The sequence below is a fragment of the Sediminibacillus dalangtanensis genome, assembly GCF_017792025.1.
Lineage (GTDB): Bacteria > Bacillota > Bacilli > Bacillales > Amphibacillaceae > Sediminibacillus > Sediminibacillus dalangtanensis.
In genome coordinates this window covers 1,612,540-1,625,530 of record NZ_CP046956.1, presented here as the reverse complement: position 1 = coordinate 1,625,530, position 12,991 = coordinate 1,612,540, and the positions used below count along the sequence as shown (strand labels likewise).

Sequence of the window (12,991 nt, the reverse complement as noted above, 5' to 3'; positions counted from 1 at the left end):
TTATTTTTATTTAAGTGGCTCTTGTTTTTGTAATAATTAAGTGATTGCTTAACCAATGATAGGAGGACATGCTAGTGATCCTGTTAGACATAGGATGTATTGATAGAAGTTTAGTGTGTTACAACTTCTGTATAAGCAGCAGTTTTAGAGGATATAAGAACAAAAGCACAAGCGCCTGTTTAAAGGAGCACAGGCTAAAGCCGCCACGTCCTGTGGCAACGCCTGCATGACCCACATCGTTTGGGCATCTGACAAGCTTAAGAACAGCCTCGGCGTGGCGCTTTTTGCCACATAGAGGGTGGGCTTAAGACCTCGAGGGGGTAGGCGCTGGAGCTGGACGTGGCTGGTTCAGCCAATAATTATCCACAGACAATTAAATTTATCATTTCCTATACAGTTAAAAAACCCTCCATTTCAGTTTGGAGGGTTCAACTAGTTATTCATCCTTCGTGTTCTCTTGATCTTGCTCGTCTTCTTGAGCATCTTCGTCCGATTCGCTTTGTTTGTTAGATTCACTTTCCGATTGATTCTCATATTCGACATTCAATTCGGCCTGTTCATAAAAATCTTGCTTCAATTGATTATAGGCTTCTGTTTTGTCATTAAATGTTTCATTGGCAGCAATTACCTTGTCATAATTTTCATTGATAACATCGATTTGGGCCCTTAGATCTTCCTCTTGCAAGTCTTCCTGCTGCAACATTTGATACAACTTCCGATCCTGTTCCAAGGCTGAGTGGTAGGCCTCGTTCAATGCTTGATATGCCTGCTCCCTTTCATCCATAACACTGATCATCTCGTTGGCAGTAGATTGAACCTGGTCATCTTCCAATTCATCAACCAATGAATCAATTTTATCGAATTCTGACTTTGCCGATTCAATGCTCTCCTTTTCCGCCTTAAGTCGTTCTTCCCGTTTGTCTATCAGACCTAAAGCTTCCTCCGACAATTCTTTCACTTGATCAAATTCTTCCATCCCCAAGGAGATAATTTCATTATATAACTCTTTTTCCTGCTGCTCGAGTTCCACTAAAGGTTGCTGTTGTTCCGCAAAAACATCTTCCTGTGAAACTGCCTCCTCTAAATGCTCGTACATTTTTTCTTCCGTGGACTGACTATTACAGGCAGCCAGCAACATTAAAAGTATCCCTAAAAGGATTATAATACGGTTCCTTGGCAATGATTCCCCTCCTATCTTCGTAGTTGAATATCTTTTATGTAGATTCAATTACGTTTTCCATCATATAATAAATCCAACGGTTTATAAAGCAGTTTTTCAACCGCATTATTCCTTGTTTTAGTTTATGAGGACAGCCCCCAAACATTCTTATTTGTCTGGAAAAGTATTTCAATTCCCGCTTTCCACGGTAATGTGTTAAACTAAAAATCACCATAGTTTGCAGCTTAGGAGTGAAAGATATGATAACAATGGATGATATTGTCCGGGAAGGCAATCCGATTTTAACAAAAACAGCCGAAGAGGTTTCTCTGCCTGCAACAGAAGAGGAAACAGAAACACTTAAGGAAATGTTGCAATTCCTAAAAAATAGCCAGGATGAAAAAATTGCCGAACAATATAATTTACGCGCAGGGGTGGGACTCGCTGCTCCGCAAATAGGAATACCAAAGCGGATGATCGCCGTCCATTTAGAGGATTTCGATGGCAAACAATACAGTTATGGCTTGTTCAATCCGCGAATTGTCAGTCATTCTGTTGAGAAAGCGTACCTTTCCACAGGAGAAGGATGTTTGTCCGTTGATCGGGAAGTCCCGGGTTATGTCCCTCGATATGCACGGATTACTGTAAAGGCAACTGATTTGGAAGGAAATCCAGTTAAACTTCGGCTAAAGGGATATGCCGCCATTGTTTTCCAACATGAAATCGATCATTTAAACGGCATTATGTTTTATGATTATATTAATCCAGTTAACCCGTTCGAAGTTCCAGAAAATTCCAAACCAATAGAATAAACCTGAAAACAGGCTGTCCGATAATTGGTATTCCTTATCGGACAGCCTGTTGCATACGATGGCTCCTGCCTTTCCGGATAGCCTCGTACCAAGAGCATTTCTACTGAAATGCAACCCAAGGAGAAAATCATCACGTTCAAGTCATAATAGGCCGATTTGCACCATTCCTTTAGCGAGACCTGCCTCATCTACATTCCCGATAATATGGTTTGCCACCGCTTTCAGTTCTGGTACTGCATTCCCCATGGCAACCCCTGTTCCAACATGTTTGATCATTTCAATATCATTGAGACCGTCGCCAAATGCATATGCATCAGCACTATTAAGTCCGCTCGCCTCGATCAGTTTTTCTACTCCTACAGCCTTTGATCCTCCTCCAGGTAAAACATCACAGGAGTAGTCATGCCACCGGATGAGCGTAAAATAATCATCGTTATCCTGATACATTTTTTCTTCTTGATCTTTACAAAACAACAATGCCTGATATATTTGCTTTTTATAAAAGTAGTCAGGATCGACTTCCGGGTAAGCAAACTTCAAGCTGGACAAACTATCCGCAATAAATGGGTCCTCCTTAATGGAAGCCCGCATCCCTTCATGGTTCATAAACACCATGGCATGACCAGACTGTTCTGCTTTTTTAGAGAGAGCGGTCAACTGCTCAACCGTCAACGGGTGCTCATAAACAGTTTTGCCTTCGAGAACGACATATTGGCCGTTAAAGCAGACGTAGGAATTTATATCCAATTCTCTACAAATATCTTTAATCATAAAAGGAGCTCTTCCTGTCGCAATGGCAACATAAACCCCTTGTTCTTTTAGCGACTTTACTGCTTGTTTGGTTTCAGTTGGTATCTTTTTTTCATGATCTACGATGGTTCCGTCTATATCGAGAAATACAATTTTATCAGCCATTTTCCTTCCCCCTACATCCAAATTGAACAACTGCCGATCGATTCGGCACTTCACAAATAATTGGCTTCACAAAAAACAAGCATTTCTGTTTTAAGCTAGTATAAGTTGACTCTTTAAGTAAAAAATATCATTACACGAGGCAGCAAAAAACTCAAGATAATTCGGCTGAAACAGAAAAAAATAAATTTAGAGACGCGTTTCTATTTCAATATTTGCCATTTCATACTATACTATAAATTAATAGGGATTGGATCGGTAAACGTTTTTCTGTTGCTTTTCTTTGTGTATAAGGAAAGGAGCTGTAAGTAATAATGTTAAAACGTTTGAGGGAAAAGTTAAAAAAACAATGGAAAGGTCTGTTAGGACGCGGTCGCAAAGGCGTACCTAGTACATTTGAAAATGACTGCCGCTAAGTGAAAACCCTGCTGCGTTTGTTGATTACTGTATTTTACTGATAATAAACATGCTATGAAAAAGGATATAACTGGTAATACAAGATTAAGGAGAGATATATTTTATGGTATATAAAGTTCTTTACCAGGAGTTACCGGAAGAAATACCAGTGCGGGAACGCACGAAAAGCTTATACTTTGAGGCTGAATCAGAACGACAAGTTAGAAAAGAACTAGCCAGTCGCAACATTAATATCGAGTTTATCCAGCAACTTGATGAAACACATTTGGAGTATGAAAAACAATCTCCTGATTATAAAGTGGAGTCTGTTTAGTCAATGAAATTTGTAAAGAATGATCAGACAGCCGTTTTTGCACTTGGCGGGCTTGGAGAAATCGGCAAAAACATGTATGGGATTCAGTTCCAGGATGAGATTATTATCGTGGATTCGGGTATAAAATTTCCCGAAGATGAATTGCTGGGCATTGATTATGTCATTCCTGATTACACCTACCTGGTGCAAAACCAAGATAAAATCAAAGGGGTATTCATCACCCACGGACACGAGGACCATATCGGCGGGATTCCTTATCTGCTGAAGCAAATCAATGTCCCAATTTATGCTGGAAAACTTGCGATTGGATTAATCAAAAACAAACTGGACGAGCATGGTCTATTGCGAAATGCGAAGTTATATCCATTTCAAGAAGACGACGTTATTAAATTTCGTAAAACATCAGTTACCTTTTTCAGAACCACTCATAGCATCCCTGATTCCTATGGAATCGTAATCAAAACACCTCCAGGAAACATCGTTCATACCGGAGACTTCAAATTTGATTTCACACCGGTAGGAGAACCAGCAAACCTGGCGAAAATGGCCGAAATCGGCAAAGAAGGTGTCCTTTGTTTATTATCAGACAGTACCAACAGTGAGGTACCTGGTTTTACCAAGTCCGAGCGTGTAGTAGGGGAAAGCATCAGCGATATTTTCGCAAGAACTAGCGGCAGATTAATTTTCGCAACCTTTGCTTCCAACATCCACCGACTCCAACAGGTAGTTGAGTCCGCCGTGCGGCACAACCGCAAAGTGGCAGTTTTCGGTAGAAGTATGGAAGCGTCTATCAATATTGGTCAGGAGCTCGGATATATTAAGGCTCCCAAAGATACCTTTATCGATGCTCACCAGCTTAACAGACTTCCGGCAAATGAAGTGACGATTCTTTGCACCGGATCCCAAGGCGAACCAATGGCCGCCCTTTCCCGAGTTGCCAATGGAACGCACCGGCAAATTCAGATCATCCCTGGCGATACGGTTGTATTTTCTTCCTCTCCAATCCCTGGAAACACCGTAAGCGTCAGCAGAACCATCAACATGCTATATCGGGCTGGTGCGGATGTCATCCACGGACCGCTAAATGACATTCATACTTCGGGTCACGGCAGCCAACAGGAACAAATGCTGATGCTACGCCTTATCAGGCCTAAGTATTTCATGGCGATACACGGAGAATACAGAATGCTGAAAGAACATACAAAGCTGGCCAACGCTTGTGATATTGATCCAGGTAATTGTTTTGTCATGGATAATGGCGATGTACTCGCGCTTGGCAAAGACAATGCTGCGGTAGCCGGCAAAATCCCTTCCGGATCCGTCTATGTTGACGGCAGTGGTATCGGGGATATCGGAAACATAGTTCTTCGAGACCGCCGTATTCTTTCAGAAGAAGGCTTAGTCATGGTAGTCGTAAGTATCAATATGAAAGAGTTCAAAATCGCCTCAGGTCCTGACATTATTTCTCGTGGTTTCGTGTATATGAGGGAATCGGAAGATCTTATCAAAGAGGCCCAAAAACTTGTTTCATCCCACTTGAACAAAGTGATGGAGAGACGAACAACACAATGGTCGGAAATCAAAAATGAAATTACCGATACAATTGCCCCTTTCCTATACGAGAAAACGAAACGGAAGCCTATGGTCTTACCAATCATTATGGAAGTTTAACTTGAAGACGGAGACTGATCAGCGGTTTTAATAGCCGAAATCAGTCTCCGTTTGTTTTTGGTGTCCAGTTTTCTTAGAGCTCGAAACTTCCTCAGAAAGCGGAATATCTGACCTAGGTGTAGTACTTGCCACCATTCTTGATAGAAAGCTACTATCGCTTATTATTTGTCAAGTTCATTAACAGTTCATAGGTAAAACAAAAAACCGAACGAGTCCATTCGAACCGTTTGGTTTTTGCTTTGGCCCTTATTGACCCTATCTCGTTTTTCCGTTTAGTCTTCATCTACAACTAAGTGTTTTTCAAACCTGCTTATATCTTTATCTGCTCCAATGACAATCAATACATCATCATGCGAAATAACTTCGTCCGGCATTGGGGATACGTTAATATCCTTAGCCTGTTTAATGGCCACTACGTTACAGCCATAATTCGCACGAATATCTAAATCAATCAACGTTTTCCCACTCATCTTCCTGCCAGCCTTCACTTCTGCTATGCTATATTCATCCGAAAGTTCCAAGTGGTCCAGAATATTGTTGGAAATCATACTGTGGGCTATCCTTTTCCCCATATCCCTTTCCGGATGGACAACATGGTCTGCACCAATCTTATTTAATACTTTTTCATGGTAATCGTTTTGCGCTTTTACCGTTATTTTACTAATCCCTAATTCCTTCAGCATCAAGGTCGTCAAAATACTGGATTGAATATTATCACCGATTGCGACAATCACGTGATCAAAATTCCTGATTCCCAATTCTTTTAACACCTTTTCATCTGTGGTATCAGCAATAACTGCATGCGACGCAATATTTTTAAACTCATTGACTTTATCTTCAGCCAAATCAATCGCCAATACATGCATTCCTTCTTTACTAAGTTCGCGACATATACTTCCTCCAAAGCGACCTAGTCCGATGACTGCGAATTCTCTACCCATGCCTCTTCCTCCATATCTAATCAATACTTTCATCATTCTACCATATTTTCTGAAGAAGAGGCAGGGGAAGCTACTTTTTGCCTTTTACATAATCTGCATCAAATAAAAACATACGCATCAGCATATACAGAGAAGGAATCAGCAACAGCAACCCTAATATAAACGCACTCACCAGGGCAATACCCATCGCCTCATGTGTCGCCCCCTGCTCCACAGTGACATAAGGATATAACAAATATGGAAGGTGCCCTGCTCCGTAGCCAAAAAAGGCAAAAAAGAATTGGAGCATTACGCATATAAATGCAAGTCCATAATAAATACCCCGGTATATTAGCCACATTGCAGCTGAAAAACAAACGAGCGACAACCCGAACACCCACCACAAATCAATCATATTTTGATAGTGTTCGATGTTATGCTGGCTCAGCGCAATAAAGGTAGTCAAAGAAGCGATAATAGTCGGGAAGCTCCAAAACAAAGCATATTTCCTTACAAGTTCTAATGCTTTTCGGTCATTCGCCCGGTTTGCATAAAAACTTAGAAATGCTGAACTGATATAAAGCACGGAAACAATCGCCAAAAACACGACACTCCAAGAATAAGGACTTGTCATCAAATCCTTTGTAAGCAAAACCACCCCTTCCTCCGTTTCTTGTATAAAACCGCCTTCCGAAATAGTCATCGCTGTCGACAAGGATGCAGGAATAAGAAGTCCAGTGGCGCCATACAGAAACATATAGATATTGCTTTTCTTCGAACCATAATTCTCAAAGGCATAGAATGATCCTCTTACAGCCAATAATACAATAGCAATGCTACCTGGTATCAGCAAGGTCTGGCCGTAATAATAAGCGGTATCAGGAAAAAAACCGACAAGGCCTACAAAGAAAAAGACAAAGAAAACGTTGGTCACTTCCCAGACAGGTGAAAGGTATCTGGATATCAACTGGTTGATAATATGGTCGTTGTTGGTGAGCTTTGCATAGTACGCAAAGAATCCTGCACCAAAATCAACCGAAGCGACAATCAAATAACCATAAAGAAACAGCCACAGGACGATAATTCCTATCATTTCATAACTCATTGGTCATCATCCTTTTTTGCAATGTGGGGAAATCGCTGCTCAAGCTCTAATTCAACCGGATTGTTTTTAAATAGCTTTCTCAATACCCGTACACCGATGACCCCCAAAACGATATATAATCCTAAAAACAACAAAAACATCCAGCCAACATGCGGAGAAGTCGTCGCGGCTTCTGCCACCTTCATATAACCTCTCAAGATCCATGGTTGGCGCCCCACCTCAGCAAGAATCCAGCCAAATTCAATGGCAAGCATGGCTAGCGGACCATTGATAATAATCAGCCATAAAAGCAGCGGGTGTTCTTCATTCCAACGTCGGATTCTAAGCGAAATCAAATAAAGCATGGAAATTCCAAGGGCAAACATACCAAGTGTCACCATTCCGTCAAATAAATAATGAATCCATAATGGAGGGACCAATTCTTCATCGAATTCTTCCAGTCCTGACACTTCACTGTTGAAATCGCCGAAAGACAGAAAGCTTAAAAAGTTCGGCAGCCGGATAGCATGTTCCACTTCGTTTTCTTCATTCAGTGTGCCAAACAGTATTAAATCCGCACCTCTTTCGGTATCAAAATGCCATTCATAAGTCGCAAGTTTTTCTGGCTGGTGTTCTGCTAAATATTTTGCTGATACGTCACCTGCAATAGCAGTGGCGAGTGCAAAAGCCAAAGTGGATATCATCGTAAGCTTCAACGCTTTTTTATGGTACGGATTGGTTTTTTTCTTCAATATGTTAAACGCAGTAATGGCAGCCAATATAGCGGCAGATGCCAAATAAGCGGATGTCACCACATGAAAAACTTTGGCAGGTGTCGCCGGATTCAATACAGCAGCAATTGGATCGATGGACGTAATGGTTCGTCCATTTAATTCAAAACCTTGCGGCGCATTCATAAACGCATTTACCGTCGTGATAAAAACCGCAGACATGGTAGAACCAATGATTACAGGTATGGATAATATCCAATGATAAAACGGGTTTTTAAAACGATCCCACGTATACAAATATGCACCGAGAAATATGGCTTCAAAAAAGAAGGCAAAAGTTTCCATGAATAGCGGAAGGCTGATAACATTTCCTGCAATTTGCATAAAGCTTGGCCATAATAAAGATAGCTGAAGCCCAATTGCAGTACCAGTCACCACCCCGATTGCAACGGTTATGACAAAACCGCGTGTCCATCTTCTAGCAAGCAAGATGTAATGCGCATCACCTTTTTTTATTCCAATGAATTCAGCAATCGAAATCATCAATGGAACACCGACCCCGATGGTTGCAAATATAATGTGAAAGCCCAGCGTCAATGATGTCAACGCTCTGCTCATCGCTACACTATCAGCAAACAAACTGCATCCTCCCTTTCTGTTTCCTCCATAACTCCTAACAGATATAACCCTATCTAATTTTATTTTCCTTTACAGTACAGGGGTAAACGGAAAAATCACATCTGTATCATTTCTGAACCATTTGCGGATATGAAACCAGACGACTTTTCCCACTATATGCAGCCGCTTTGCCAATAATACAAAAGCTGCCCACTTGTTCGGTGGGCAGCTTTTGTATTAGAGAGCATTCAACATTTGAAATTGTGATTTAACCAGGTCGAAGTATTCTCCCCGTTGTTGCATCAGTTCCTGATGGTTGCCTTTTTCCAAAATTTTACCGTGCTGCAATACGATAATCTGGTCCGCTTCCCTTATCGTGGAGAGACGGTGTGCAATCATGATAGCCGTACGGCCCTTCAACAGCTTGCGCAAAGCCTGTTGAATCCTCATTTCTGTTTCTGTATCAATACTTGCCGTCGCTTCATCCAATATTAGTATTCGCGGATCCGCCAACAATGCCCGAGCAAAAGACAATAATTGTCGCTCACCAGCTGATAAAATGTTTCCTCTTTCTTCGACCTCCGTTTGATATCCATCGGCCAGCCGGCTGATGAACTCATCCGCACCGACTACTTTTGCAGCCTCATACACCTCTTCATCTGAAGCATCTGGCCTTCCGAATCGGATGTTCTCCATGATTGTACCTGAAAAAATAAATGTATCCTGAAGCACGACACTGATATTTTTTCGCAGACTATCGAGCTTTAAATCCCGCAAATCCAACCCGTCGATTTTCACCGCACCCTTGGTGGGATCGTAAAATCTACTGATCAGGTTTGCAATCGTCGATTTCCCTGATCCTGTATGCCCTACCAGTGCAACAGTCTGGCCAGGTTTCATTTCAAGAGAGATCTCATGTAATGCAATCCTGTCTTCATCGTAAGAAAACTGTACTTTATCAAATTCAATATGTCCTTCCATGTTGTCAATCGTCTTCGCATCCGGCTTTTCTTCTACGTTCGGTTGTTCGTCGAGAAATTCAAAGATCCTTTCTGAGGAAGCCATTGCAACCAGTAATTGATTATAAATCTGTCCAAGACGTGAAATCGGCTCCCAAAACATCCCAAGGAAAAAGGCAAACAAAACAAATGAACCGATTTCAATGCCTCCGTTGGCTTCTCCCAGCAATAATAAATGTGATCCATAGGAGATGAGAATGACTGTTCCAATGGCGTTGCTCATTTCTACGAAAGGTCCGAAGTAAGCACTCTTTCTCGTAGCAAGTCGTTCACTTTCATAATTATCTGTGTTCACACCATTAAAAAATTCGGTGTTTTCTTGCTCTTGCGAAAAAGACTGGGTGATCCGGATTCCCTGCATGCTTTCATTTAAATGGGAATTAAGCCTTGATTTCTGGATTCGGACATCCTGCCAAGCACGTCGTATGTTACGCCGCAGCTTTGTGGAAATGTAAAACATGATCGGTAATACGACCATGACTGCCAATGCAAGCGGAGGACTGACCACGAACAGGATGACTACGATACCGATAAGCATGACTACATCCATTAACAAATTGATAATCCCATTCGTAAATAATTCCTGTAAGGAATTAACATCATTCAAAATCCGTACAAGAATTGAACCGGCAGAACGTTTATCGAAAAAGTTATGGGACAAATGCTGAACATGGGAGAAGAGATTCCTTCGTAAATCATAAATCACATTCTGTCCAAGTATATTCACCCATTTTATCCGAAATGTATTCGCAAGATAACTGATTAAATACAATATTGAAATTCCAATGACAAGATACGTCAGGAAACCGACGTCTTTATTTTGTATTGCTATATCAATCGCCACTTTAGTAATCAAAACAGGCACAGCCATTCTGATCAGCGTGGAAATAAACATGGCGATAATGGCGCCTGGAACCAGCTTCCCGGTGTATGGTTTTACATATCTCAACAGTCGCAGCATTTGTTTCCAGTTAAAGGGTTTCTCCACTGCATGATCCAATGGATAATAAAATCGGTTAAGGTGCCTGCTTTGCTTGGGCTGATTAGCCATTGTTTTTGCCATACTATTCCCCCCCTTTTATTTTGCAGCACTCATGATTTCTTGTTTATCCTGATACTGAATATCGTAAATCCGCTGATATGGTCCGCCATTCGTCAACAGTTCTTCATGTCTGCCGCGTTCGACAATTTCTCCATCTTCCAGGACCAACACCTCGTCTGCATGTTTCAAAGAAGAAATTCGATGGGCTATGATAAAAGTGGTCCGATCTTTCATCACTTCTTTCAACGCCTTCTGAATTTTAAACTCTGTCTCCATGTCGACTGCTGATGTGGCATCATCTAAAACAAGAATGCTCGGATCAATTAAGATAGCCCTGGCAATTGCAATTCGTTGTTTCTGACCTCCAGAAAGTCCCATTCCTCTTTCGCCAAGCATGGTTTCATAGCCAGCAGGCATTTCCATGATAAAATCATGCGCCTGGGCACGCTTGGCTGCATCCACAATTTCGTCCATGCTGGCATTAGGGTTACCGTATGCAATGTTTTCTTTTATAGAAGTGGAAAATAAAAAAGACTCCTGCAATACAAAACCGATGTTGCGGCGTAATGATTTTAAATCGTATTCCTCCACTTTTCTTCCGTCCACCAGTACTTCACCCGCTTCAGGTTCATAGAAGCGGGTAATCAATTGAGTAATACTCGTTTTACCTGCTCCTGTCGCTCCGATTAAACCAACTACCGTTCCAGGGGGCGCGTCGAAAGATATATTTTTTAAAGCAGAATCATCATCTTCCGAGTATGTAAGGGTAACATGGTTAAAAGTGACATGCCCCTGTAGTCTCTGGACTTCTGCCGGATTCTTTGCATTCTGGATGTCCTCCTCAGCTTCCAGAATTTCCAGCAGCCGTTCCCCTGATGCTTTTGCCTGCGAGAACATATTAACGATAAATCCAAGCTGCATCAAAGGTCCAAGTATATAATTGACAAGGCTGAAGAAAGCCACGAGGGCACCAATACTTAGATTCCCGTTAATAACCAAATAACCACCGTAAGCAAGCAAGGCGACCATACAGATATTGCCGATGAATTCCATGAGCGGGAAGTAACGGGCCCAAATATGCGAGGTAGCAATATAATTATCTTTGTAGTTGTCATTCTTATCGGTAAAACGGTAGATTTCAAAATCTTCTTTCGAAAGCGACTTTACTGTATTCATTCCGCTGACATTTTCCTGAATCCTCGTATTGAGCCTTCCCATCGATTTTCTGATTTTCCGGAATGAAGGATGAACACGCCGATCAAACTTATAGACAACAACTGCTAAAAACGGCATGGCAGCCATGGTTACTAGAGCCAAAGGAACGGAATAGTAAAACATGACACTCAGACTCAAAAGCATCAACAAGACGACTTTGATCAATTCCTTACATCCTGCAGCAAGGAAAAATTTGAATCCTTCCACATCCATTGTCAGACGTGACATCAAATCCCCTGTTCTAGCGTTGTCATAATAAGTAAACGAAAGCCTTTGCAGTTTTTGGTATAAACTATCCCTTAATGTGTACACGGATTTAACACCAAACAATTCTCCTAAATACTGCTGGGAAAAGTTTGCGACTCCTTTCACGGCCATGATGAGTATAAATCCTACTGACAAATACGGAATCCATGAGTACTGGCCCTTCAATACGACATTGTCGATGGTCAACTGCAGGACCACTGGGTAAATGACTGTTATTGCTGTAACCAGCATAACGAAAAACAGGGATGCAAAAAACAATTTTTTAAATGGCCAGTAATAGTTTTTTAACTTTTTAAAAGTGTCCAAGAATATCCCTCCTCCTGATGATTTTTTCACGTATGTATAAATATATCGGGTAACGAAATATTTTTCCACCCATTTGACTCAATTTTTTTAAAATTTTTAATCGGCTGCGAATTACCGGAATGCTTCTACTCTCCTCAAAGAATAAGGGACATTTTGTCACGGTTTCTTAATCGTACATATAAACGGTAACTCTGTTAGAGCTAAAAGAAATGGTGTACTCCTAAATCGATTAGAGTTGCAGAAGAAGGAGGATTCCTTGGAAAAGTACCATGGTTATCCTAACCTTGCGTTCATGCCTTTCATGCCTTTTTCGCTTTATCCATAAGAAGGACTAATGTTTTTTCCACGTGAGTTGGCCTAGAAGAATGTATATTATTTAGACACAGGATTTTAATAAGGAGGGAGGATACGAGGAGAATCTGAAGGGAAGCAAAGTTATTACCAAACACCGTATCAGCATTCCTTAAGCGTGGAAAACAAGAGGACAAAAGCGCAAGCGCCTGTT

The 12,991-nt window shown here is 41.3% G+C and carries 10 protein-coding genes; 3 read left to right on the top strand and 7 right to left on the bottom strand.

Going from position 1 to position 12,991, the window contains the following annotated elements:
* Nucleotides 1–436: 436 nt before the first annotated feature.
* Nucleotides 437–1,180: a YkyA family protein gene (locus ERJ70_RS08210; RefSeq protein WP_245208152.1), complete on the bottom strand. Its 744-nt coding sequence runs from the start codon at nt 1,178–1,180 to the stop codon at nt 437–439.
* Between the two features lie 239 nt (nt 1,181–1,419).
* Here ERJ70_RS08210 and def point away from each other — a divergent pair, with 239 nt between their 5' ends.
* Complete coding sequence (gene def, locus ERJ70_RS08205) at nt 1,420–1,971, top strand: peptide deformylase (RefSeq protein WP_209368511.1); 552 nt, start codon at nt 1,420–1,422, stop codon at nt 1,969–1,971.
* A gap of 141 nt (nt 1,972–2,112) precedes the next feature.
* Here the strand turns inward: def and ERJ70_RS08200 are convergent, their stop codons facing one another.
* Entirely contained in the window at nt 2,113–2,886 is a 774-nt protein-coding gene (locus tag ERJ70_RS08200) for a Cof-type HAD-IIB family hydrolase (protein ID WP_209368509.1), read from the bottom strand.
* Nucleotides 2,887–3,403: 517 nt separating this feature from the next.
* On the opposite strand from ERJ70_RS08200, the gene ERJ70_RS08195 reads away from it, so the two are divergent.
* Together ERJ70_RS08195 and rnjA are read left to right on the top strand one after the other, a co-directional pair.
* Nucleotides 3,404–3,613: a DNA-dependent RNA polymerase subunit epsilon gene (locus tag ERJ70_RS08195; protein ID WP_209368508.1), complete on the top strand. Its 210-nt coding sequence runs from the start codon at nt 3,404–3,406 to the stop codon at nt 3,611–3,613.
* Nucleotides 3,614–3,616: 3 nt separating this feature from the next.
* Nucleotides 3,617–5,284 carry a ribonuclease J1 gene (rnjA, locus tag ERJ70_RS08190; RefSeq protein WP_209368506.1) on the top strand — a complete coding sequence of 556 codons (1,668 nt, stop codon included), beginning with the start codon at nt 3,617–3,619 and terminating at the stop codon, nt 5,282–5,284.
* A 272-nt stretch (nt 5,285–5,556) separates the two neighbouring features.
* Here rnjA and ERJ70_RS08185 read toward each other — a convergent pair whose 3' ends face one another.
* From ERJ70_RS08185 to ERJ70_RS08165, 5 genes are all read right to left on the bottom strand, one after another.
* Entirely contained in the window at nt 5,557–6,225 is a 669-nt protein-coding gene (locus tag ERJ70_RS08185; RefSeq protein ID WP_209368504.1) for a potassium channel family protein, read from the bottom strand.
* A gap of 70 nt (nt 6,226–6,295) precedes the next feature.
* A complete protein-coding gene (locus tag ERJ70_RS08180; protein ID WP_209368502.1) occupies nt 6,296–7,309 on the bottom strand; it encodes a cytochrome d ubiquinol oxidase subunit II in 1,014 nt (337 codons plus the stop codon).
* Nucleotides 7,306–8,637 carry a cytochrome ubiquinol oxidase subunit I gene (locus ERJ70_RS08175; protein ID WP_374099810.1) on the bottom strand — a complete coding sequence of 444 codons (1,332 nt, stop codon included), beginning with the start codon at nt 8,635–8,637 and terminating at the stop codon, nt 7,306–7,308. The genes ERJ70_RS08180 and ERJ70_RS08175 overlap by 4 nt, the downstream gene beginning before the upstream one ends.
* Before the next feature lie 237 nt (nt 8,638–8,874).
* Complete coding sequence (locus ERJ70_RS08170) at nt 8,875–10,719, bottom strand: ABC transporter ATP-binding protein (RefSeq protein WP_209368498.1); 1,845 nt, start codon at nt 10,717–10,719, stop codon at nt 8,875–8,877.
* A gap of 15 nt (nt 10,720–10,734) precedes the next feature.
* Nucleotides 10,735–12,486 carry an ABC transporter ATP-binding protein gene (locus ERJ70_RS08165; RefSeq protein WP_209368496.1) on the bottom strand — a complete coding sequence of 584 codons (1,752 nt, stop codon included), beginning with the start codon at nt 12,484–12,486 and terminating at the stop codon, nt 10,735–10,737.
* Nucleotides 12,487–12,991 lie beyond the last annotated feature (505 nt).

What these genes read in the sequence shown, in the direction of transcription:
- ERJ70_RS08185 (WP_209368504.1), bottom strand. Translation starts at nt 6,225, where the DNA reads ATGGGTAGAGAATTCGCAGTCATCGGACTAGGTCGCTTTGGAGGAAGT.
- ERJ70_RS08200 (WP_209368509.1), bottom strand. Translation starts at nt 2,886, where the DNA reads ATGGCTGATAAAATTGTATTTCTCGATATAGACGGAACCATCGTAGAT.
- ERJ70_RS08175 (WP_374099810.1), bottom strand. Translation starts at nt 8,637, where the DNA reads ATGAGCAGAGCGTTGACATCATTGACGCTGGGCTTTCACATTATATTT.
- ERJ70_RS08170 (WP_209368498.1), bottom strand. Translation starts at nt 10,719, where the DNA reads ATGGCAAAAACAATGGCTAATCAGCCCAAGCAAAGCAGGCACCTTAAC.
- ERJ70_RS08195 (WP_209368508.1), top strand. Translation starts at nt 3,404, where the DNA reads ATGGTATATAAAGTTCTTTACCAGGAGTTACCGGAAGAAATACCAGTG.
- def (WP_209368511.1), top strand. Translation starts at nt 1,420, where the DNA reads ATGATAACAATGGATGATATTGTCCGGGAAGGCAATCCGATTTTAACA.
- ERJ70_RS08180 (WP_209368502.1), bottom strand. Translation starts at nt 7,309, where the DNA reads ATGAGTTATGAAATGATAGGAATTATCGTCCTGTGGCTGTTTCTTTAT.
- rnjA (WP_209368506.1), top strand. Translation starts at nt 3,617, where the DNA reads ATGAAATTTGTAAAGAATGATCAGACAGCCGTTTTTGCACTTGGCGGG.